Source organism: Flavobacterium sp. (genome assembly GCF_044349645.1).
GTDB lineage: Bacteria > Bacteroidota > Bacteroidia > Flavobacteriales > Flavobacteriaceae > Flavobacterium.
The window spans coordinates 1-22,001 of record NZ_JBIKQP010000032.1; the positions used below are offsets into that span (position 1 = coordinate 1).

The window sequence follows — 22,001 nt, forward strand, 5'->3', positions numbered from 1 at the left end:
CAACACTTAAAAGGAGATAAAGTAATCGTTTTCAAAAAGAAAAGAAGAAAAGGTTACAAAAAAAGAAACGGACACCGTCAGTATCTTACTCAAATTGTAATAGAAGGAATTTCGGCATCAGCTCCTAAAAAAGCAGCTCCCAAAAAAGCAGCAGCAGCAGTAGAAGCAACTGAAGAAGTAGCAGTACCTAAAGTAAAAAAAGCTCCAAAAGCTAAAAAAGAAGACACAAAAGAATAATAACACTATAAAACTTATACGTCATGGCTCACAAGAAAGGTGTCGGTAGTTCGAAGAATGGTAGAGAATCAGAATCAAAACGTTTAGGCGTGAAGATTTTTGGTGGACAAGCTGCTATTGCTGGTAACATCATCGTAAGACAAAGAGGTTCTAAACACAATCCAGGTGAAAATGTTTACATGGGTAAAGATCACACGCTACATGCAAAAGTGGATGGTCTTGTTAAGTTCCAGAAAAAAGGTGAAAATAAATCATACGTTTCTATTCTTCCATTCGAAGCATAATAAACAGATTTTTTCTAAAATAATAAAAAAACCCATTTCGAAAGAAATGGGTTTTTTATTTAAAAATCCGCATAAAGCGGATTTAAATTTTATTGAAATTAAACTTTCATAATTTCAGCTTCTTTCTCAGCTAATAGCTCGTCTATTTTTTTAATGAAACTGTTCGTTAAATTTTGAACTTCGTCCTCTGCACTCTTGCAAATGTCTTCTGAAGTTCCCTCTTTTTCTAATTTTTTAATTTCATTATTCGAATCTTTACGAACATTTCGAACTCCAATTTTAGCATCTTCAGCTTCAGCTTTTGCCTGTTTTGCCAATTCGCGTCTTCGTTCTTCGGTCAATGGAGGAACGCTAATTATAATTACATCTCCATTATTCATTGGATTAAATCCAATATTTGCTATCATAATTGCTTTTTCAATTGCTTGCAACATGTTTTTTTCAAAAGGTTGAAGCGTAATTGTTCTAGCATCTGGAACACTAATTTTTGAAACTTGTGAAAGTGGAGTCGCGGCTCCATAGTAATCCACAAAAACACTTCCCAACATAGCTGGAGAAGCTTTTCCAGCACGAATATTTAGAAATTCTTTTTCTAAATGCGCAATAGAACCTTCCATAGATTCTTCGGTGCTTTCTAAAATAAATTCAATTTCTTCGGTCATTTTTATCTAACTTATTATTGCCTTTCTGCAATATACTTATACGTTTACTATTGTTCCAATGTTTTTGCCCTCGCAAATTTTTAGCAAATTACCTTCCTTGTTCATATCAAAAACTACAATTGGTAATTTATTTTCTTGACTTAATGTAAATGCCGTTGAATCCATTACATTAAGTCCTTTTTTGATTACATCGTCAAATGAAATAGAATCAAACTTGGTTGCATTGGTATCTTTTTCAGGATCTGCAGTGTAAATTCCATCCACACGAGTTCCTTTCAAAATCACATCTGCATGAATTTCAACACCCCTCAAAACTGCCGCAGTGTCGGTTGTAAAATATGGATTTCCAGTTCCTGCTCCAAAAATTACAATTCTTCCTTTTTCAAGGTGACGAACTGCTCTTCTTTTAATATAAGGTTCTGCAATCGCTTCAATTTTTAAAGCAGTTTGCAATCTAGTTAACATTCCTTTTTCTTCTAAAGCTCCTTGCAAAGCCATTCCATTTATAACAGTAGCAAGCATTCCCATGTAATCGCCTTGAACACGATCCATTCCATTACTTGCCCCAGCAACTCCTCTAAATATGTTTCCACCGCCAATTACAATTGCAATTTGCACTCCTTGATCGTGAATTTTTTTGATTTCTTCGGCATATTCTGCCAATCTTGACGGATCAATTCCATATTGTCGGTCTCCCATTAGCGCTTCACCACTTAATTTCAGAAGAATTCTATTGTATTTCATAATTTATTGAGTTGTATGATGCAAATATAGACATATTCTTTTTTTATTAAATAGTGTTCCTCTTTTTTTTGAACTTTCTATTTTATTAATAGTTACATTATAACCAAATTTGATTTTTATCATAATTAAAATTAGGGCATTTCGTAATTTTGCAAAAAAATTCTATGAAAGAGATATTTTCAAACGCATTAAAAAATAGTTATTCCTATAAAGATTATAGAAAAACAATTGCTGATTTATTAATAGAAGGAAAAGCTTCAGGTGCTACACAAACGGAAGCATTGGTTAATTATAGTCGATTAAACGAAACGAGAATGGATCGTTTAGACAAAACTATGGTTGTTGATGAAACGATAACCACTAAATTAATATCAATTCAATCTCAATATATTTGGCTAGTTATTGCGGAAGGTTGGTGTGGTGATGCTGCCCAATTACTTCCAATTTTCAATAAAATGAGTGAGGTTTCTGATCAAATTGATTTAAAAATTGTCTTTCGTGATGAAAATGAAGCGCTGATGAATTTATTTCTTACCAATGGAAATAAGTCAATACCAAAATTGATAATTTTAGATAAAAATTCTTTGGATGTTATTGCAGATTGGGGACCTAGACCAAAAGGCGCTATTGATTTGGTACAGAATTATAAAGAGAAATTTGGCGTTATTGACGATACTATAAAAGCGGAATTGCAAATGTGGTATTTACACGACAAAGGACTTTCAACTCAGAAGGAAATTATTGAATTAATATTCTCATAAATTAGCTTCAAATTCAATTACACCAATTGCATTTTTAACATGATAATCACCAATTTTTGTTCTTCTTAATGCGGTTAAGTGAGCGCCAGAATTTAATGCTTTTCCAAAATCAAATGCTAATGAACGGATGTATGTTCCTTTACTACAAACCACTCTAAAATCTATTTCAGGCAAGGTGATTCTTGTAATTTCAAATTCATGAATGGTTGTTTTTCGGAATTCAATTTCAACAACTTCACCAGCTCTAGCGTGTTCATAAAGTCGAACGCCATCTTTTTTTATTGCAGAATAAATAGGCGGTTTTTGATTTATTTCTCCTAAAAATTGTTTTACAGTTTCATGAATTAATTCATTATCAATATGTGAAATCGGGAAAGTTTCGTCAATTTCTGTTTCTAAATCGTAAGATGGAGTAGTTGCGCCAATGAAGAATGTACCAGTATATTCTTTAGCTTGGCCTTGCAATTCGGAAATTTTTTTGGTGAATTTGCCTGTGCAAATAAGTAAAAGTCCCGATGCCAAAGGATCTAATGTTCCTGCGTGACCAATTTTGAATTTTTTTGGAAGACCAACTTTATTAATTAAGGCATATTTAATTTTATTGACCGCTTGAAATGAAGTCCAATTCAATGGCTTGTCAATTAATAAAATCTGTCCGTTTTGGAAATCTTCAACTGTAGTCAAATTGTTATTATTTGAAGTAAGTAAAATATATTACAAGAAAAACACCCATAATTATTCGGTAATAACCCCAAGGTTTGAAGCCATATTTTTTAATGATTCCAATGAAAAATTTAATAGCTAAAACTGCAACTATAAAAGCGATAACATTTCCAATCAAAAACAATTTTATATTTTCTTTCGACTGCAAAAGCAATTCATATCCTTTCATATGAGTAGTTTCATAGGTTTTCAAAAACACGGAATACAGCGTCACCGCCATCATTGTAGGAACTGCTAAAAAGAATGAAAATTCTGCTGCGACTTGTCGTGTTAATCCTTGTTGCATTCCTCCAATTATCGAAGCTGCAGAACGACTAGTCCCCGGCATCATTGCCAAACATTGCCAAAAACCAATGGTCACGGCTTTTTTAATTGTAATATCTTGTTCTTCTGCAACGGTTGGATTTTGAAATCGACTGTCAATAAACAACAAAACAATCCCGCCTAAAATCAATACAATTGCAATTGGAATTGGATCGCCCAAAACGGCTTCTATTTTATCATCAAATAACTTTCCTAAAACCAAAGCTGGAATTACGGCAATAGCCAATTTGATATAAAAATTGAATTTTGAAAAATCAAAAAACTTTTTCCAATATAAAAATACAACCGCCAAAATAGCACCAAATTGAATAGAAACTTGAAATAATTTTACGAAATCGTCATTTTGAATTCCAAAATAGGAACTTGCAAAAATCATGTGACCAGTAGAAGATATAGGCAGATATTCTGTTACTCCTTCAATAATACCAAGAATAAATGCTTGAAAAGTAGTCATTTATTATTTCTTAGGATTTTTAAAAATAGAGTAAATTGTAATTCCAAAACCGATTAAAACCACTGTTGGTGCCAAGCGAATTCTTCGAAAACTAAATACGGCTTCATTAAAAACTTTAGGATCATCACTTCCACCGCCCGACATTAAAATAAATCCTAATGCGATTACTCCAATTCCTGTTAAAAGGATTTTGTAATTTATATTTTCAAATAGAAATTCTGGTTTTTGATCGTTGTTTTTCATATTTTTTTTAATTTATAATGTTGAATGGTTTTATTTATTAAACAAGTAACCAAATCAACGATTAACCATTAATATAAGTCGTCTGTTCTTAAATTTAAAAAGCGTTGAGTTGCAAAATAAGTACTAACCCAAGTGATGATTACTCCAACAGCTACAACTCCCAAAAGTACTAATGTTATGAGGAATTTTTCTTCTAATATACCCAAATTCGGATAACTAGAATCTAAGTACAATAGGGTGATAATTAATGAAACCACCGCTAATGCAGAACCTATTAATCCTAATTTTATACTTTTCCAAATAAATGGTTTTCTGATAAAGGCCTTTGTAGCGCCCACCATTTGCATGGTTTTAATAATAAAACGATTGGAATGAATTGACAATCTCATCGAGCTATTTATTAATAATACGGCTACTAATGTTAAAAATCCGCTGATTATTAAAATCCACATGCTCACTTTTTTAATATTATCATTTACTAAGTTCACTAATTGTTTGTCATAAACAATATCTGAAATCATTGGATTTTCACGAAGTTTACTTTCGATTTTTCGAATATTTTTGGAATCAATATAATCGGCTTTCAAGTGAATGTCGAAGGAATTTTGTAATGGATTTGCGCCTAAAAACGTCATGAAATCTTCACCGATTATTTCGGTGTGGACTTTTGCCGCGTCTTCCTTAGATACAAAAACGCTAGATTTTACATATTTTGCCGTTTTTAATTCAGTATCGAATTTCTTTAAAATGGTATCGTGAGCTTCTTCTTTAAAGAAAACAGTCATTGCAATTTGCTCCTTAAAATCATCTGATAATTTCTTGGAATTCAGAACAAATAACCCTAAAATACCAACTAAAAACAATACTAAAAATACACTCAGTACTACTGAAAAATAGGAAGAAATTAACCTGCGTTTTTGAAACTTATCGAATGAAGAACTCATATATTATAAAATTAAAGTGTAAAAATAACAAAGAATTTCTTTATATAAACTTAATAACGCCCAAAGTTTCAATTTTCGTACAATAAATGTAAATTTGCAGTCAGATTTGCATTTGCAAAAGCAAAATAGCATAAATAAGAAGAACTTAAATTTGATGAAACGCTCAAAAATTTTTCATAAAGAAAAATAGACATAAGGGCGTTCCATTTTCCATAAAAAAAACAATTAGAATATTCAGATGAAATACAATCCGAACGAAGTAGAATCAAAATGGCAAAAATATTGGTCTGAAAATCAAACTTTCGCTGCAAAAAATAATTCTGACAAACCAAAATATTATGTTTTGGACATGTTTCCATATCCTTCAGGCGCGGGTTTACATGTGGGACACCCATTGGGATATATCGCTTCGGATATTTATGCACGCTATAAACGTCACAAAGGATTCAATGTTTTGCATCCACAAGGGTACGATAGCTTTGGGTTACCCGCCGAGCAATATGCTATTCAAACGGGGCAGCACCCTGACAAAACAACGAAAGAAAACATTGCAAGATACCGCGAACAATTAGATAAAATCGGATTTTCATTTGATTGGTCAAGAGAAGTTCGAACTTCAAATTCCGATTATTACAAACATACGCAGTGGATTTTCATCCAATTATTCAATTCCTGGTACAATAATATTTCTGATAAAGCAGAGGATATTTTTACCCTAATTTCAATTTTTGAAATAGAAGGAAATGCGAATGTAAACGCAGTTTGCGATGATGAAATTCAAGAATTTACTGCTGCAGATTGGAAATCATTTTCCGATGAGAAACAACAAAAAATCCTTTTACAATACCGATTAACCTATTTAGCAGAAACCGAAGTCAACTGGTGCCCTGGATTAGGAACCGTTTTAGCAAATGATGAAATTGTAAATGGCGTTTCAGAACGAGGTGGTTTTCCTGTTATTAGAAAAAAAATGACCCAATGGAGCATGCGAATTTCTGCTTATGCTGAACGTTTGTTGCAAGGGTTAAACGATATCGATTGGAGTGAAAGCATCAAGGAAAGTCAGAGAAATTGGATTGGAAAATCGGTGGGAGCAATGGTTTCTTTTAATGTAATGCAAACAACCAGCAACCAAAAACCGACAACTATTTCTGTATTTACAACCAGACCCGACACCATTTTCGGAGTTAATTTTATGACCTTGGCTCCAGAGCACGAACTGGTTTCCCAAATAACAACTCCGGAGCAAAAACAGGAAGTTGAGGCTTACATCGAAAAAACAGCAAAGCGATCGGAACGCGAAAGAATGGCGGATGTGAAAACCATTTCAGGAGTTTTTACCGGCGCTTATGCCGAACATCCTTTTTCGAAAGAGCCAATTCCGGTTTGGATTGGCGATTATGTTCTTGCGGGTTATGGAACGGGAGCCGTAATGGCAGTTCCTTGCGGAGATGAAAGAGATTATGCGTTTGCCAATTTCTTTAAAGGTCAAAATGGAATGCCAGAAATCAAGAATATTTTTGACAATGTTGATATTTCAAAAGAAGCTTATGGGTCTAAAGAAAATGTGGTTATTGCCAATTCTGATTTCCTAAACGGGCTAAATTATAAGCAAGCGACTAAGAAATCCATTGAAGAATTAGAAAAAATAAACCAAGGAAAAGGCAAAATCAATTACCGCTTGCGTGATGCCGTTTTTTCTCGTCAGCGCTATTGGGGTGAACCTTTCCCAGTATATTATGTAAATGGCTTGCCGCAAATGATTGACTACAAACACTTGCCTATTTCTTTGCCAGAAGTCGAAAAATATTTACCAACCGAAGACGGGCAACCTCCGTTAGGTAATGCTCCAGTTTGGGCTTGGGACATCATAAATAATAAAGTAGTTGACACAAAATCAATTGACAATAATTCGATTTTTCCACTTGAATTAAATACGATGCCAGGATGGGCGGGAAGTTCGTGGTATTGGATGCGCTATATGGATGCAAACAATAATGACGAATTTGCAAGCAAATCAGCTTTGAATTATTGGCAAAATGTCGATTTGTACATTGGCGGTAGCGAACATGCAACAGGTCATTTATTGTATTCTCGTTTTTGGAATAAATTCCTGAAAGACAAAGGTTTTGCTCCAACTGAGGAACCGTTTAAAAAACTGATCAATCAAGGAATGATTTTGGGAATGAGTGCCTTTGTTTACAGAGAAGAAGGAACCAATACGTTTTATACAAAAAGTAAGATTGCGGGATTAAATGTTCAAGCACTTCACGTGGATGTTTTTTTAGTAAACACCTCTGATGAATTGGATATTCAAGCATTCAAAAACTCAAGAGAGGAATACAAAGACGCCGTTTTCATTACTGAAGAAAATGGTAAATACATTGTTGGTCGGGAAGTTGAAAAAATGTCAAAATCAAAATACAATGTAGTTACTCCAGATAATATTTGTGCGGAATACGGTGCTGATACTTTGCGATTGTATGAAATGTTTTTAGGTCCATTGGAACAAGCAAAACCATGGAATACTGCCGGAATTTCTGGAGTTTTTGGTTTCTTGAAAAAATTATGGCGATTGTATAATGATGATAATAACGGTTGGGTTGTAACCAATAATGAGCCATCGAAAGACAGTTTGAAAAGTTTGCACAAAACCATCAAAAAAGTAAATGAAGACATTGAGAATTTTTCTTTTAATACGTCGGTTTCGCAGTTTATGATTTGTGTAAACGAATTAACTGCTCAAAATTGTCATGAACGTGCCATTTTAGAACCATTGGCAATATTAATTTCACCTTATGCGCCACATATTGCAGAAGAATTGTGGAGTCAATTAGGGCATTCTGAATCAATTTCAACTGTTGATTTTCCTGTTGTAAACGAGAAATATTTGGTAGAAAGCAGCAAGGAATATCCAGTTTCTTTCAATGGAAAAATGCGTTTTACCATAGAATTATCGTTGGATTTATCAGTGGCAGAAATTCAAGAAATTATCATGAAAGACGAACGCACTATCAAACAATTAGAAGGAAGAACGCCTAACAAAGTAATTATTGTTCCAGGCAAAGTAATTAACTTAGTGGGATAGTGACAAAATTGCATCCAAAAAATTTGGCTTGTAATTTGCTGTAGATTTTGTAACTTTATCTTTTTAAAATATAATATTATGTCTTTATTATTAGTAGGTTTAATTATGTTGTTCAGTTGGTTGGTAAGTAACCAATTGAAAAATAAGTTTGAAAAATATTCAAAATTAGAGTTGAATAACGGAATGTCTGGTGCTGAAATCGCTGAGAAAATGCTCGCTGATCACGGAATCACAGATGTTACTGTAATTTCTACTCCTGGACGTTTAACGGATCACTATAATCCAGCAGACAAAACGGTGAATTTAAGTGAGGCGGTTTACAATCAAAGAAATGCTGCTGCTGCCGCCGTTGCTGCTCACGAATGTGGTCACGCAGTGCAACACGCTACGGCTTACAGTTGGTTAGAATTTCGTTCTCAATTGGTTCCTGTAGTTAACATTGCTTCAAATTATGTTCAATGGATATTAATTGGTGGAATTTTCATGATGAAGTCATTTCCAAGTTTATTATTGATTGGAATTGTACTTTTTGCTGCAACTACTTTGTTTTCGATAATTACTTTACCAGTAGAATATGATGCGAGTAACAGAGCTTTAGCTTGGTTAGAAAACAAAAACATGTTGACTAGCGAAGAACAAGCTGGAGCAAAAGACGCTTTGAAATGGGCGGCAAGAACTTATGTTGTCGCTGCAATTGGATCTATCGCGACATTATTGTACTATATTATGATTTACATGAACAGACGATAATTAGCTTATAAATTATTAAAATGGGGAACAGAATTATTTCTGTTCCCCATTTTTTATTAACACTTATTACACGAATCAACTTCCTCTTTTTTATAACCGATTCAGCGTATAACCAAATTAACTTCTATTTTACAATTGGATTTGTCGTTCTATTTGCTGGTCAAGGGAAATGAAAGTTTCTGTTCTTGAAACCCCTTCTATAGTTTGGATTTTAGTATTTAATAGATTCATTAAATGTTCGTTATCTTGACAAATAATTTTGATTAATATCGACCAATTTCCCGTTGTATAATGACATTCTAAAACCTCAGGAATTTTTCGTAAGTCTTTTACGGCTTCAGAATTTCGAGCGGCTTTATCAAGGTAAACGCCTACAAATGCCATAGTACTATATCCTAAAACTTTATTATTTACGGTGAATTTTGACCCTGAAATTACTCCAGATTGTTCTAATTTTCGCAACCTTTGGTGAATTGCTGCACCAGAAATTCCAATTTTATTGGCAATTTGAAGAATGGGTTTTCGGGCATCTTCCATTAAATCTCGAAGGATTTCTTTATCTATTCCGTCTATTTCTACGGTTTGTGAATTGAGTTTCATAACTTATTTATTTTAACCAAAATAGTATTTTTGGTTATAATTGAAAAGCAAAAGTATGAAAAAACAATTAATTCACTACGCTATTTGGATTGTAACCTTCGTAAGGCATTTCAACTTCCTTAAACACAACGCCAAGGGTTTCTAACTCGGCTAAAATAGGTAAATAGACTTCTTTTGTAATTGGAAGTTGTACACCTGGAGTGGTAATCTTTCCGTTTAATATTTGTAAAGTGGCAATAGCTACTGGTAATCCAACGGTTTTTGCCATTGCAGTATAGGTTTGGTCTTCGCCAACGCAAACCATTTTGGAATCAATTTGCTTTTTTTGCCCGTTGATTTCATACCCGAATTTGTGGTACATCACAATCATGTCTTTATCATCGTGCTTTAAAGTCCAACTATCGCAAAGAATTTTTTCTAAGATTTGTGCTGGAGTGGCATTTTTTAATCCCACGATTTTGTTGGGATTAAAAAGATCCAATTCCACTAATTTGTCCCACATTACATCATCTTGATCGATTTTTAAGTTCAATCTCAATTTGATTTCTACAGAATCTGTAGGATGATATGGTAGAAAAGAGTTGGTAAATTGTCGGTAATTCATGGTTTCGGAATCATCCATAATATAGGAATCATCGGTCATACCGAGTTGAACAAACATGTTCCAAGCTTTTGAAAAACCTACTCTTCTCAGAGTTCCGCGATACAAAGTCAGTATGTTATCTAGTCCGTAAACGCTTCTATATTTTAACGAATCCCTATTTGCGTATGCCTCAAATCTGCCGTAACCTTCCACTTCCATGAACTCGGTTCTACTAAAAACTTTTTGGTAGGGAATGTATTTGTAAGTGCCTTCTTGTATGAATTTTGCTGCACCACCTTGTCCGGCAAGAACTACATTTCTAGGGGCCCAAGTGAATTTATAATTCCACAAATTAGTATCTGATTCTGGAGCTACTAATCCACCACAAAACGATTCAAATAAGATCATTTTTCCGCCTTTATCACGAATTTGATCAATGATTTTCATAGCGCTCATGTGGTCTATTCCTGGGTCAAGCCCAATTTCGTTCATGAAAACTAGGTTATTTTCTTTTGCAGCAGCATCTAAACTTTGCATCGCCTCACTGATGTAGGAAGCGGTAACTAAGTGTTTTTTATAGTGAACACAATCTTTTGCAACTTCAATATGCATATGTGCTGGCAACATTGAAATGACAATATCGGCCTTTTGAATTTCTATTTTTCTTTGATTTTCATCAAATATATCTATGGCAATTGCAGTTGCGTTGGGATGTGAGTTGGTTTTTCTTTTGGCTAAATCCAATGAAATATCTCCAATGGTTAGGTGCAGGTTTTCATTCACCGATTTATCTAGTAAATACTGAATTAAAGAAGAAGCAGATCGTCCAGCTCCAATGATTAAAATATTTCTCATTTTTAAATTTATAACACAAATGTATGAATTTGTTATATTTATAACTAAATAATATTTTAAAAATGAAATTATTTCTGAAAGTTAATATGAATTAAATTTTCAATAATAAATTTTATAAGCTTATTTTTGTATCAACCTATCAAATAGATCATGGACAAAAGAATTTTAAAAACAGCAGCGATTTTAGGCTTTATAGCAATTGCATTTGGAGCATTTGGAGCACATAGTTTAAAGAAAATGGTAGGAGTTTTGGAACTCAATACTTTTGAAACCGGTGTAAGATACCAAATGTACCATGCGCTATTTTTATTGTTTATTGGTACAACCAATAAAATTTCTGAGTCAGTAAAAAAAGTAATTTATTTAACCACTTTGTCTGGAATTGTACTTTTTTCAGGTTCGTTGTATCTTTTAGCCTTAAATAACTTCTTACCTTTTAATTTTAAGCCTTTAGGATTTGTAACCCCAATTGGAGGATTGCTATTTTTGGTTGCTTGGTTTTGGTTATTTGTTAATTTTTATAAGAAAAAGCATTAATTTTTATCAAAAACGTAAAATAGGAAGTTTTAAATATTTACTTTTGTAAAATAAATATTTATCATAAATCCAAATTTATGCACAACTACAGCCAATTTACTATATCGATTTCGTTAGGAAAATATGGTATCAAAAACAGCGAAAATATAATCTACAATCCCTCATTTGAATTATTATATAATGAAGAATTAAATTCAAATTTGGAAGGATTTGAAAAAGGACAATTATCAGAGTTGGGTGCTGTAAATGTTATGACGGGAGATTTTACCGGTCGTTCCCCAAAAGACAAGTACATTGTTAACGATGCAATTACTAAAGACACCATTTGGTGGGCTTCAGATAAAGCAGTAAATGACAATAAAGCCATTTCTCAAGATACTTGGAACGCATTGAAAGAAACTACAACTGAGCAGCTTTCGGGTAAAAAACTATATGTTGTTGATGCTTTTTGTGGTGCTAATGAAAATACCAGATTAAAAGTTAGATTTATTATGGAGGTGGCTTGGCAAGCTCACTTTGTGAAGAATATGTTCATCCGACCAACAGATGCAGAATTGGAAAACTTTGGCGAACCTGATTTTGTGGTTATGAATGCCTCAAAAACTAGTTTCAAAGATTATAAAAGTCATAATTTAAACTCCGAAGTATACATTGCCTTTAATTTAACTGAGAAAATCCAGTTAATAGGAGGAACTTGGTACGGAGGAGAAATGAAAAAAGGCTTGTTTTCAATGATGAATTATTATTTACCGTTGAAAGGGATTGCTTCTATGCATTGTTCTGCAAACAAAGGAGAAAATGGCGATGTTGCTATCTTTTTCGGTTTGTCAGGAACGGGAAAAACCACCTTATCTACTGATCCGAAAAGGGAATTGATAGGTGACGATGAACACGGTTGGGACGATGAAGGCGTTTTTAATTATGAAGGCGGTTGTTATGCAAAAACAATCGATTTAAGCAAAGAAAACGAACCAGATATTTATGGTGCAATTACCAAAAATGCTTTACTTGAAAATGTTACGCTTGACGCAAATGGCATAATTGATTTCAAAGACGGTTCAGTAACTCAAAATACTCGAGTTTCTTATCCAATTGATCATATTCACAATATTGTTAAACCCATTTCAAAAGCGGGACATGCTTCTAAAGTTATTTTTCTTACAGCAGATGCATTTGGTGTGATGCCTCCAGTTTCAAAGTTAACTCCGGAACAAACAAAGTACTATTTTCTTTCGGGTTTCACCGCTAAATTAGCAGGAACGGAAAGAGGAGTTACCAAACCAGAACCTACTTTTTCAGCTTGCTTTGGGAAAGCATTTTTATGTTTGCATCCTACAAAATACGGAGAAGAATTAGTAAAAAAAATGGAGCTACACAACGCCACTGCCTATATGGTAAATACAGGTTGGAATGGTACAGGGAAAAGAATTTCAATTCAAAATACACGAGCTATAATTGATAGAATTCTTGATGGTTCAATTGAAAAAGCCGAAAGTCATATTATTCCTATATTCAATTTGGAAGTTCCAGTTGAATTAGAAGGAGTGCATTCAGAAATATTAGATCCTCGAACTACCTATTCGGATGCTTCAGAATGGGATTCTAAAGCAAGTGATTTAGCACAATTATTCGTTAAGAACTTTGTTCAATATACCGATAACGAGGAGGGTAAAAACCTAGTAAAAGCAGGTCCTCAATTGTAGAATATTATTAAATAAAAAAAGCTTTCAGGAAACTGAAAGCTTTTTATTATTTTTTTATTTTTCTTTATTTGCCTTAGCTATATATTTATCAATTGCCATTGTCATTGAAGGCGCTTCAGGCGTTGGAGCCATAATATCCACTCGAAGTCCGTGTTCTAAAGCTTCTTTTTGAGTAGAACTTCCAAATACAGCAATTCTTGTATTATTTTGTTTAAAATCCGGGAAATTCTTGAATAACGATTTTATTCCTGTTGGACTAAAAAACGCTAAAATATCAAAATATACATCTGATAAATCCGTTAAATCACTCATTACAGTTTTGTAAAATATTGCTTGAGTCCAATTCACTTTTAGATTGTCAAGAATAATTTTTGCTTCTTCATTCAATTGATCTGAAGCCGGCAATAAGAATTTCTCTTCTTTGTATTTTTTTAATAAAGGAGTTAAATCAATAAAATCTTTTTGGCCAACATAGATTTTACGTTTTCTGTACACTACATATTTTTGTAAATAGAAAGCTATTGCTTCAGATTGACAAAAGTATTTTAAACCTTCCGGAATTTTATAACGCATTTCATCAGCTACCCTAAAGAAATGATCAACAGAATTCTTGCTTGTTAAAATGATTGCGCTGAAATTATTTAAGTCAATTTTTTGAAGTCTAATTTCTTTTGCATTAACCCCTTCTACATGAATAAAAGGCCTGAAATCAATTTTTACTTTGTGTTTTTGTTGCAAATCAAAGTAAGGGGAATTGTCCACTTTAGGTTCTGGTTGTGACACCAAAATTGTTTTCACTTTCATACTTGACATTTTCTAATATGCTAATTTTTTGTAAACCAATAATACATAAAATAGTAGGGAGCTATTTCAAGTGCGCAAAGATACAAAATAAAATAAAATAAGTTACCAATGAGTAAGTTCTGATAATTTTTAATAGATAAAAAGTAAGTTAATGTATTGATAATTAATATAATAGAAAGAAGAAACAAAATAAAATAATGTGAAATAGAACCATTATAATACAAAAAACAGTTAATTGGCAGTAGAAAAAGCCCAATAAATGTTCGATAACTAACTTTTTGAAGGTTAAATTGTTCCACAAATTCCTCAATATCAAATGCTGTGCCTATAATTTTTTCAATGAGGTACTTCGATAAAATGAAAACAGTTAAGAAGGTAAATACCTGGATAAATGAAATCCAATCGGTTTTTACAGTATATCCAAAACTAGTTAATAGCAAATGAATAAAAAACGAAAACGAAACTATTTGAACAATAAATAAAAAAACGGTAAACCAACTCATCATCAGCCCTGAATCTTTGTAAACTTTAATATATTTATCAGACACAATAAGTTTAATAAATTCACTAAATCTGTTTTCAAAAAGTGTTTTTGATACGGCAATTAAAACTAATGAAAAAAGAAACAAAGCGGTTGCCCAATCTTTATTTTCAACAATTCGAGGATGTAGTACGTGTTCCATCATAACGGTGCAAAATTACTAAATTTTTCAACTGTTTCATTTATTATAGTATTATTATGAATCTTAAAACATAAAAAGTTTATTTTTGCATAGAAATTGTCAGATTAATTATGAGTAATAGTATTGTTATAATTCCTACCTATAACGAGATTGAAAATATTGAAAACATCATAAGAGCAGTGTTTTCGTTGAATAAATCTTTTCATATTCTCATAGTTGACGATAATTCTCCTGATAAAACTGCTGCTAAAGTAGTGGAACTTCAATCGGAATTTAAAGACCAATTATTTTTAGAAAATAGAGAAAAAAAAGCAGGACTTGGAACAGCTTATGTTTTTGGGTTCAAATGGGCTTTAAACAAAAAATACGATTATATTTTCGAGATGGATGCCGATTTTTCTCACAATCCAACCGATTTAGAAAAGTTATACAAAGCTTGTGAAGAAGGTGCAGAAGTTGCAATTGGATCAAGATATGTAACGGGAGTAAATGTGGTAAACTGGCCGTTAAGCCGTGTATTATTATCATTTTTTGCTTCCTTTTATGTAAAGAAAATTACCGGCATGAAAATTCATGATGCCACTGCAGGATTTATGTGTTACCGAAGAAACGTGTTGGAAACCATAAATTTAGATAAAATCAAATTTATTGGATATGCCTTCCAAATAGAAATGAAATACAGAGCCTATTGTAAAAAATTAAAAATAGTTGAGGTTCCAATTATTTTCACCGACCGAACAATGGGGCAATCAAAAATGAGTAATTCAATAATAAAAGAAGCCATTTTTGGAGTTATTTCCTTAAGAATGCGCCAATTATTTAATAGATTATAAGAAATAAACAATGAATAGGATTTTAATCAAAAACGCAAAAATTGTAAATGAAGGATCAATTTTTGAAGGTGATGTATTAATAGAAAATGAATTTATAGTCGAAATTGCTGATTTTATTAGTGCAAAATCTTCCGATTGTAAAATAATTGATGCTGAGGGAAATTTCTTAATTCCAGGTGCAATTGATGATCAAGTTCATTTTAGAGAACCAGGATTGACTCACAAAGGGGATATCGAATCAGAATCTCGTGCTGCTGTTGCCGGAGGAATTACCTCGTTTATTGAGCAACCCAATACTATTCCAAATGCTTTAACCCAAGAAATATTAGAAGAAAAATACCAAATTGCAGAGAACAATTCTTTTGCAAATTATTCTTTTATGATGGGTGCTAGCAACGATAATTTAGCTGAAGTTTTAATAACAAATCCGAAAAATGTTGCTGGAATTAAAATATTTTTAGGTTCTTCTACCGGGAATATGTTGGTGGATAACGAAGAAGTTTTGGAGCGCATTTTTTCTAGTACTCCTTTACTTATAGCCGTTCATTGTGAAGATGAAACTACTATAAAAAATAATTTAGAAAAATATAAGGCCGAATATGGCGAGGACATTCCTGTTCAAGCGCACCATTTAATCCGAAGTGAAGAAGCGTGTTATTTATCTTCTTCCAAGGCGATTGCTTTGGCGAAGAAAACGGGCGCGAGATTGCACATTTTCCATCTTTCTACTGCAAAAGAAATGGATTTGTTTACCAATAAAATCCCGTTGGAACAAAAGAAAATTACTGCTGAGGTTTGTATTCATCATCTTTGGTTTACCAATGCAGACTATGATACCAAAGGAAATTTTATAAAATGGAATCCTGCGGTAAAAACAGAAAACGACCGAAATGCACTTTGGGAAGCGTTGCTTGACGATAGAATTGATGTGATCGCTACAGACCACGCGCCGCACACATTGGAAGAAAAACAGCAATCATATTTAAAGGCTCCTTCGGGCGGTCCTTTGGTGCAACATGCAGTCGTAGCAATGTTTGAGGCATATCTTCAAGGAAAAATTTCAGTAGAGAAAATAGTACAAAAAATGGCGCATAATCCTGCGATTCTTTTTAAAATTGAAAAAAGAGGTTTCGTAAAAGTAGGTTATTATGCCGATTTGGCGATTGTAAATTCAGGGTTGCCATGGACCGTAAAAAAAGACAATATTTTTGCAAAATGCGGTTGGTCTCCGTTTGAAGATTTTACTTTTAGATCGAGAATTACCCATACCTTTGTAAATGGCGAATTGGTATATCACAATTTTAAAGTGAAAGACATTCGTCGTGGAAAAAGATTATTGTTTGATCGTTAGTATTTTATAAATTTCAATTATGAAAAAAGTAGGCGTTTTATTATTTTGTTTTGCACTTTTTGGAAGTTGCCAAAATGCTCCAATTGAAAAACCAGACAATTTAATTGATCAAGATAAAATGGTCGATATTATGTTTGATATCAATGTTTTGGAAGCCATGAGATCTCAAACTACATTAGTTTTAGAGACCAATAAGATCAATCCAAACACCTATATTTATAAGAAATACAACATCGATAGTCTCCAGTTTGCCAATAGTGACAAGTATTATGCTTCGGATGTAAAAAAATACAAGGAAATTTTTGATGCGGTAAATAAAAGAATCGAAGAACAAATGGAAGCCTCAAAAAAACTAAATACTTCACCTGTTCCTGCGCCAGTTCAGTAATCTATTTATTAAAATATCTCCCAATCTCTGAAATATACGAAGGCACATTTTTAAATTGGTAATCAAATTGATGCCTCGCTTTTTCATTGGAATAACAATCCAATTGGTGGCTTGAGCGCATTGTTTCTTTCGAAATTAATCTTTTTTTATTCAAAAGAATTGATGTCAGCCAATTCCAACGCCAGGCCAATTCTGTTTGCCAATAGGCAGCGTAGAATTTTGGTTTCTCAAAAGTTAATGCAATAGCAATTTCATTAAATATTGTTTGGTAAGAATAATTATTCTCAATGGCAATATAGCGTTGGCCGTTTTCTTTTTCATCAATTTTTGCCATCGCCATAATCAATAAATTCACCACATCGTTTACTGATACAAACCCAGAAGTTCCTTTGGTGTAGAATTTTAATCCATTGGCTACAGCCGTAAAAAGTTTTCCGCTTCCTTGTTTCCAAAACCCAGGGCCTAAAATAATCCCAGGATTGAGAACTACGACTTGAAGCCCTTCTTGTTGACCGCGCCAAATTTCCATTTCAGCACCATATTTTGAAATTGCATAATCGCTGTGGTGTTTTTCAGGATTCCACTCGGTTTCTTCGGTGATAATTGTTTCATTTTCTTTTAGGTCACCCAATGCGGCAATAGAGCTTACAAATCCTACTTTTTTCACACCATTTGAAAGAGATAGATTCACAATATTTGCAGTTCCTTCAATGTTGGTTTTCCTTAGTAGTTCCTCATCATTAGGGTCAAATGAAATTAACGCGGCGCAATGAAATACCGAAACCACATTTGCGAAAGCGATTTCTAAGGAAGGAATATCGGTAATATCTGCTTGAATCCATTCGATTTTATCAAATAGATGGCCTTTTTTATACAATTCAAATAGCGATTTCGTAGCCAAAATAGAAGCTTCATTTCTATAAATAGCCCGAATTTTCTCCCCATTTTCCAGCAATTGCAAAGCCAAATGAGAACCTACTAAACCCGTTGCTCCAGTTATTAATATCATAACACGAAAGTACAAAATAGGAAGTAGGAAACATATTTTTTTTCGAATTACCGAATAAACAAATCAACAAATCAACATTAAATTTTATCTTTGCACAAATTGATTGAAAATGAAGAATATTATAGAAGAATTGCAATGGCGTGGACTAGTTCACGATATTATGCCGGGAACTGAAGAACAATTGTTGAAAGAAATGACAACCACCTATATTGGATTTGATCCAACTTCTGATTCTTTGCATATTGGTAGCCTTGTGCCTATAATATTATTGGTTCACTTGGAAAATTTTGGTCATAAACCTATTGCACTTGTTGGCGGAGCTACCGGAATGATTGGTGATCCATCGGGAAAATCTGACGAAAGAAACTTGTTGGATGAAGCTACTTTAAATCATAATGTTGAGGGAATTAAGAAGGTATTATCTCGATTTTTAGACTTCAATTCTTCGGCTACAAATGCGCCAATTTTAGTAAATAATTACGATTGGATGAAACAATTGTCCTTTATCAATTTTGCTCGAGATGTTGGAAAACGAATCACCGTGAACTATATGATGGCGAAAGATTCGGTTAAAAAACGACTTTCAGGTGAAGGCGAAGGAATGTCATTTACAGAATTTACTTACCAATTAATTCAAGGTTACGATTTTTACCATTTGCATAAAGAATACAACTGTTTGCTTCAAATGGGAGGTTCAGACCAATGGGGAAATATCACTACGGGAACGGAATTAGTACGAAGAATGAACGCTGAAGGAGCTAAGGCATTTGCAATGACTTGCCCTTTAATTACAAAGGCAGACGGATCTAAATTTGGAAAATCTGAAGGAGGAAATGTATGGCTTACCGCTAATAAAACTTCGGTTTATAAATTCTACCAATTTTGGTTAAACACTACTGACATTGATGCGGAAAAGTACATTAAAATCTTTACTTTTTTAGATAAAAATACGATAGATTCATTAATTGTAACGCACTATGAAGCGCCACATTTAAGAGTTTTACAGAAAAAATTAGCGGAAGAAGTGACCACTTTTGTTCACTCTGCTGCCGATTTAGAAAAAGCAATTCAAGCGTCGGCGATATTATTTGGAAATGCTACTTCTGAAGATTTGAAACAATTAGATGAAGCTACCTTCTTAGAAGTTTTCGAAGGAGTTCCTCAAGCTAATATTTCAAGAAATGAAATTGACAATGGAATTGATATTGTTTCGGTTTTAAATGAAAAAACAGGGTTTTTTAAATCCAATGGAGAAGCGAGAAGAGCTTTATCAGCCAATTCAATTTCTGTGAATAAAGAAAAAATAACGGAAGAGTTTGTGCTTTCAAATGTGAATTTGATCAACAACCAATTTGTATTATTGCAAAGCGGAAAGAAAAATTATTTTGTAATTCGAGTGGTTTAAAGTACCATCAAATTACAACCTCGAATATCGGAATTGTCAAACCGTCCCAATACTTCAAATGAGTTATTGGGATTTTTTTTACCTAAATCTTGCGTGGCAATAAAAGAACAAGAGTTAATATTTGCCAAATCAATTACGTTTATTCCACCCGTTTTTCCATCATTTACGTAAGTAAGGGCATCTTCGGGATCCCGAATTAAAATTTGCATCCACGAAGGACATTCAAAAACACCCTCGCCTAGAGAATAAGCTTGCGACAATAATTCGGTCATTCCATATTCAGAATGGATCCCTGTAACTCCAAAACCTTTACAAAGTTGGTCGTGCAATTCTTCGCGAATCATTTCTTTGCGTTTTCCTTTCATACCGCCCGTTTCCATGATAAAAGTATTATTTAATTGAAATTGCTGTTGCTCAATTAAATCTAAAAGGGCGTAGGTCACACCAATTAATATCACATTTTGTCCTGAATTGTCAAGGGAAATTAATTTATCTATTAGCGATTGATAATCGTTGAGGTGGAAACCACTTTCGGGATGGTTAGTTCTCTCAATTAAATCCTTAAACATATATATTAAGGAAGAACCTTCGCGCTCAAGGTAGGATGGGAGCAAGGCCAAAACCACATAATCTTCAATATTACCATAAAATTGAGCGAAGCCTTTTCGGTAACTTTCTTCGTATATTGAAATGTCGGTAACGCAATGACGGCTGGTAATTTGTCCCGAAGTACCGCTGCTAGTAAAAGTTTCTTGAATGAGATTGGTATTGGAAACTACCGAATGACTTTTAAAAAACTGAATGGGCAAAAACGGAATTTGCTTTAGCGATTTAACTTCTTGCACTTTCACTTTCATAAAGTCGCAAAACTCTTTATAAACCAAGTTATTTTCATATTGAAATCGGAAAACTTTAAGCGCTATTTTCTCAAATTTTTTTTGGTTTGAAATGCTGAATATGTCAGAAGTTGGAATCAAGAATTGTTTTTTGCAAAGGTAATTAAATAATAAAAAGGAGTTCAAATTACTTTTCAATTCTAATAAAAACGGATAGAATTTGGTAATTCGCCATAATATTATCATAAATAAATGAAATGATAGTGTTATCGATATTATTTAGACTACATTTGACCATTATTATAAAAAAGTACATATGAATATTTTCGTTGGAAGCCTTCCTTTTAGTATTGAGGAAGTAGATTTAAGAGAGTCTTTCGAGGCTTATGGAGCTGTTGACTCAGTTAAAATTATTACAGATAAATTTACTGGAAGAAGTAAAGGATTTGGATTTGTTGAAATGCCAAACGATGAGGAAGCTCAAAAAGCTATCGATGAGTTGAATGGTGCAACTGTTCAAGGTCGTGCAATTGTGGTAAACAAATCTGAGCCAAAACCAGAAGGTGAAAGAAGAAGTTTTAACAACAACCGTGGAGGAGACTCAAGAGGTGGATATGGTGGAGGAAACAACAGAGGTGGTTATTAATCACCTTATTGAAATTTTACAATCCTAAATCTTATATAGTTTAGACTATAAAAAAACCGTTCAATTAGAACGGTTTTTTTTGTGCCTATAAATAAAAAAAGCACCAGTCGTGAAACTGATGCTTTTGAAAAATAGTTGGATACTATTATTTTTTCTTTCCTTTTGCAGGAGCTTTTGCTGCTTTCGCTGCTTCTTGAGCTGCTTTCATAGCCGCACGAGAAATTCTCACTTGACAAACAACAGTGTTGTCTGGGTGCATTAACTTATAATTGTCAGAAACTAATTTCGTAACATATAACTTATTCCCCATTTCAAGTTCAGAAATGTTAGCTTCAACAAAATCAGGAAGATTTTTTGGTAATGCTTTCACTTTTAATTTACGAGTATTCAAACGTAAAACCCCTCCAAGTAAAACTCCAGGAGAAACTCCTGTAATTTTCACAGGAACTTCCATAGTGATTTCTTTATTATCAAATAATTGAAAGAAGTCAATGTGTAAAAGTTTGTCTGTAATAGGGTGAACTTGAACGTCTTGTAAAACTGCATTGTATGAT

At 33.2% G+C, this 22,001-nt stretch carries 25 protein-coding genes; 12 read left to right on the plus strand and 13 right to left on the minus strand.

Features of this window, described 5'->3' with window-relative positions; all coding sequences use genetic code 11:
* Nucleotides 1-237, plus strand: a 237-nt coding sequence (locus AC9UFV_RS07355; RefSeq protein WP_509574387.1) for a bL21 family ribosomal protein, incomplete at its 5' end; no start/stop codon positions are given.
* Nucleotides 238-260: 23 nt separating this feature from the next.
* Nucleotides 261-521 carry a 50S ribosomal protein L27 gene (rpmA, locus tag AC9UFV_RS07360; RefSeq protein ID WP_509545814.1) on the plus strand — a complete coding sequence of 87 codons (261 nt, stop codon included), beginning with the start codon at nucleotides 261-263 and terminating at the stop codon, nucleotides 519-521.
* Nucleotides 522-619: 98 nt separating this feature from the next.
* Here the strand turns inward: rpmA and frr are convergent, their stop codons facing one another.
* Both frr and pyrH read right to left on the minus strand, forming a co-directional pair.
* Entirely contained in the window at nucleotides 620-1,183 is a 564-nt protein-coding gene (gene frr, locus AC9UFV_RS07365; protein WP_509574389.1) for a ribosome recycling factor, read from the minus strand.
* A gap of 36 nt (nucleotides 1,184-1,219) precedes the next feature.
* Nucleotides 1,220-1,927: a UMP kinase gene (gene pyrH / locus AC9UFV_RS07370; protein WP_509574391.1), complete on the minus strand. Its 708-nt coding sequence runs from the start codon at nucleotides 1,925-1,927 to the stop codon at nucleotides 1,220-1,222.
* Nucleotides 1,928-2,091: 164 nt separating this feature from the next.
* Between pyrH and AC9UFV_RS07375 the strand changes: the two genes are divergently transcribed.
* Entirely contained in the window at nucleotides 2,092-2,688 is a 597-nt protein-coding gene (locus AC9UFV_RS07375; RefSeq protein WP_509574393.1) for a thioredoxin family protein, read from the plus strand.
* Here the strand turns inward: AC9UFV_RS07375 and truB are convergent.
* The 4 genes from truB to AC9UFV_RS07395 form a co-directional block, all read right to left on the minus strand.
* Nucleotides 2,683-3,372: a tRNA pseudouridine(55) synthase TruB gene (gene truB, locus AC9UFV_RS07380; protein ID WP_509574395.1), complete on the minus strand. Its 690-nt coding sequence runs from the start codon at nucleotides 3,370-3,372 to the stop codon at nucleotides 2,683-2,685. The genes AC9UFV_RS07375 and truB overlap by 6 nt on opposite strands.
* 7 nt (nucleotides 3,373-3,379) lie before the next feature.
* The gene (locus AC9UFV_RS07385; RefSeq protein ID WP_509574396.1) at nucleotides 3,380-4,189 is read right to left on the minus strand and encodes an undecaprenyl-diphosphate phosphatase; all 810 of its coding nucleotides are present in this window, start codon (nucleotides 4,187-4,189) and stop codon (nucleotides 3,380-3,382) included.
* A 3-nt stretch (nucleotides 4,190-4,192) separates the two neighbouring features.
* Nucleotides 4,193-4,432 carry a DUF3098 domain-containing protein gene (locus tag AC9UFV_RS07390; protein ID WP_509574398.1) on the minus strand — a complete coding sequence of 80 codons (240 nt, stop codon included), beginning with the start codon at nucleotides 4,430-4,432 and terminating at the stop codon, nucleotides 4,193-4,195.
* 68 nt (nucleotides 4,433-4,500) lie between these two features.
* Nucleotides 4,501-5,376 (minus strand): cell division protein FtsX, encoded by an 876-nt coding sequence (locus tag AC9UFV_RS07395; protein ID WP_509574400.1) that lies wholly within the window; start codon nucleotides 5,374-5,376, stop codon nucleotides 4,501-4,503.
* Nucleotides 5,377-5,614: 238 nt separating this feature from the next.
* Here AC9UFV_RS07395 and leuS point away from each other — a divergent pair, with 238 nt between their 5' ends.
* Together leuS and AC9UFV_RS07405 are read left to right on the plus strand one after the other, a co-directional pair.
* Nucleotides 5,615-8,464, plus strand: coding sequence for a leucine--tRNA ligase (gene leuS, locus AC9UFV_RS07400; RefSeq protein WP_509574402.1), 2,850 nt, complete (start codon nucleotides 5,615-5,617; stop codon nucleotides 8,462-8,464).
* Between the two features lie 78 nt (nucleotides 8,465-8,542).
* Entirely contained in the window at nucleotides 8,543-9,214 is a 672-nt protein-coding gene (locus AC9UFV_RS07405) for a zinc metallopeptidase (protein WP_509574404.1), read from the plus strand.
* 129 nt (nucleotides 9,215-9,343) lie between these two features.
* Here the strand turns inward: AC9UFV_RS07405 and AC9UFV_RS07410 are convergent, their stop codons facing one another.
* Both AC9UFV_RS07410 and AC9UFV_RS07415 read right to left on the minus strand, forming a co-directional pair.
* Entirely contained in the window at nucleotides 9,344-9,814 is a 471-nt protein-coding gene (locus tag AC9UFV_RS07410) for an Lrp/AsnC family transcriptional regulator (protein ID WP_509574406.1), read from the minus strand.
* Between the two features lie 67 nt (nucleotides 9,815-9,881).
* Complete coding sequence (locus AC9UFV_RS07415) at nucleotides 9,882-11,252, minus strand: saccharopine dehydrogenase family protein (RefSeq protein ID WP_509574408.1); 1,371 nt, start codon at nucleotides 11,250-11,252, stop codon at nucleotides 9,882-9,884.
* Between the two features lie 150 nt (nucleotides 11,253-11,402).
* Between AC9UFV_RS07415 and AC9UFV_RS07420 the strand changes: the two genes are divergently transcribed.
* On the plus strand, nucleotides 11,403-11,789 hold the full coding sequence (locus AC9UFV_RS07420) for a DUF423 domain-containing protein (RefSeq protein WP_509574411.1): 387 nt from the start codon (nucleotides 11,403-11,405) through the stop codon (nucleotides 11,787-11,789).
* 77 nt (nucleotides 11,790-11,866) lie between these two features.
* Complete coding sequence (gene pckA, locus AC9UFV_RS07425) at nucleotides 11,867-13,492, plus strand: phosphoenolpyruvate carboxykinase (ATP) (RefSeq protein WP_509574413.1); 1,626 nt, start codon at nucleotides 11,867-11,869, stop codon at nucleotides 13,490-13,492.
* A gap of 54 nt (nucleotides 13,493-13,546) precedes the next feature.
* On the opposite strand, the gene AC9UFV_RS07430 is transcribed toward pckA, so the two are convergent.
* Together AC9UFV_RS07430 and AC9UFV_RS07435 are read right to left on the minus strand one after the other, a co-directional pair.
* Nucleotides 13,547-14,296: a uroporphyrinogen-III synthase gene (locus tag AC9UFV_RS07430; RefSeq protein WP_509574415.1), complete on the minus strand. Its 750-nt coding sequence runs from the start codon at nucleotides 14,294-14,296 to the stop codon at nucleotides 13,547-13,549.
* A gap of 20 nt (nucleotides 14,297-14,316) precedes the next feature.
* Nucleotides 14,317-14,982 (minus strand): DUF4271 domain-containing protein, encoded by a 666-nt coding sequence (locus AC9UFV_RS07435; RefSeq protein ID WP_509574417.1) that lies wholly within the window; start codon nucleotides 14,980-14,982, stop codon nucleotides 14,317-14,319.
* Nucleotides 14,983-15,089: 107 nt separating this feature from the next.
* On the opposite strand from AC9UFV_RS07435, the gene AC9UFV_RS07440 reads away from it, so the two are divergent.
* From AC9UFV_RS07440 to AC9UFV_RS07450, 3 genes are read left to right on the plus strand one after another with little or no spacing between them, the layout of a single operon-like run.
* Entirely contained in the window at nucleotides 15,090-15,812 is a 723-nt protein-coding gene (locus AC9UFV_RS07440; protein WP_509574420.1) for a polyprenol monophosphomannose synthase, read from the plus strand.
* Between the two features lie 10 nt (nucleotides 15,813-15,822).
* A complete protein-coding gene (locus tag AC9UFV_RS07445) occupies nucleotides 15,823-17,163 on the plus strand; it encodes a dihydroorotase (RefSeq protein WP_509574421.1) in 1,341 nt (446 codons plus the stop codon).
* A gap of 19 nt (nucleotides 17,164-17,182) precedes the next feature.
* The gene (locus AC9UFV_RS07450) at nucleotides 17,183-17,551 is read left to right on the plus strand and encodes a DUF4296 domain-containing protein (RefSeq protein WP_509574423.1); all 369 of its coding nucleotides are present in this window, start codon (nucleotides 17,183-17,185) and stop codon (nucleotides 17,549-17,551) included.
* 1 nt (nucleotide 17,552) lies between these two features.
* Here AC9UFV_RS07450 and AC9UFV_RS07455 read toward each other — a convergent pair whose 3' ends face one another.
* Complete coding sequence (locus AC9UFV_RS07455) at nucleotides 17,553-18,560, minus strand: NAD-dependent epimerase/dehydratase family protein (protein ID WP_509574425.1); 1,008 nt, start codon at nucleotides 18,558-18,560, stop codon at nucleotides 17,553-17,555.
* Nucleotides 18,561-18,669: 109 nt separating this feature from the next.
* On the opposite strand from AC9UFV_RS07455, the gene tyrS reads away from it, so the two are divergent.
* Nucleotides 18,670-19,965 (plus strand): tyrosine--tRNA ligase, encoded by a 1,296-nt coding sequence (gene tyrS / locus AC9UFV_RS07460; RefSeq protein WP_509574427.1) that lies wholly within the window; start codon nucleotides 18,670-18,672, stop codon nucleotides 19,963-19,965.
* Here the strand turns inward: tyrS and AC9UFV_RS07465 are convergent.
* A complete protein-coding gene (locus AC9UFV_RS07465) occupies nucleotides 19,962-20,942 on the minus strand; it encodes a LuxE/PaaK family acyltransferase (protein ID WP_509574429.1) in 981 nt (326 codons plus the stop codon). The two genes, tyrS and AC9UFV_RS07465, sit on opposite strands and share 4 nt — an antisense overlap.
* Before the next feature lie 175 nt (nucleotides 20,943-21,117).
* Here AC9UFV_RS07465 and rbp point away from each other — a divergent pair, with 175 nt between their 5' ends.
* The gene (rbp, locus tag AC9UFV_RS07470; RefSeq protein WP_509522028.1) at nucleotides 21,118-21,447 is read left to right on the plus strand and encodes an RNA-binding regulator; all 330 of its coding nucleotides are present in this window, start codon (nucleotides 21,118-21,120) and stop codon (nucleotides 21,445-21,447) included.
* A 145-nt stretch (nucleotides 21,448-21,592) separates the two neighbouring features.
* Here rbp and AC9UFV_RS07475 read toward each other — a convergent pair.
* Nucleotides 21,593-22,001 (minus strand): 50S ribosomal protein L25 (locus AC9UFV_RS07475; RefSeq protein WP_509574431.1); only part of this gene is annotated, 409 nt, incomplete at its 5' end.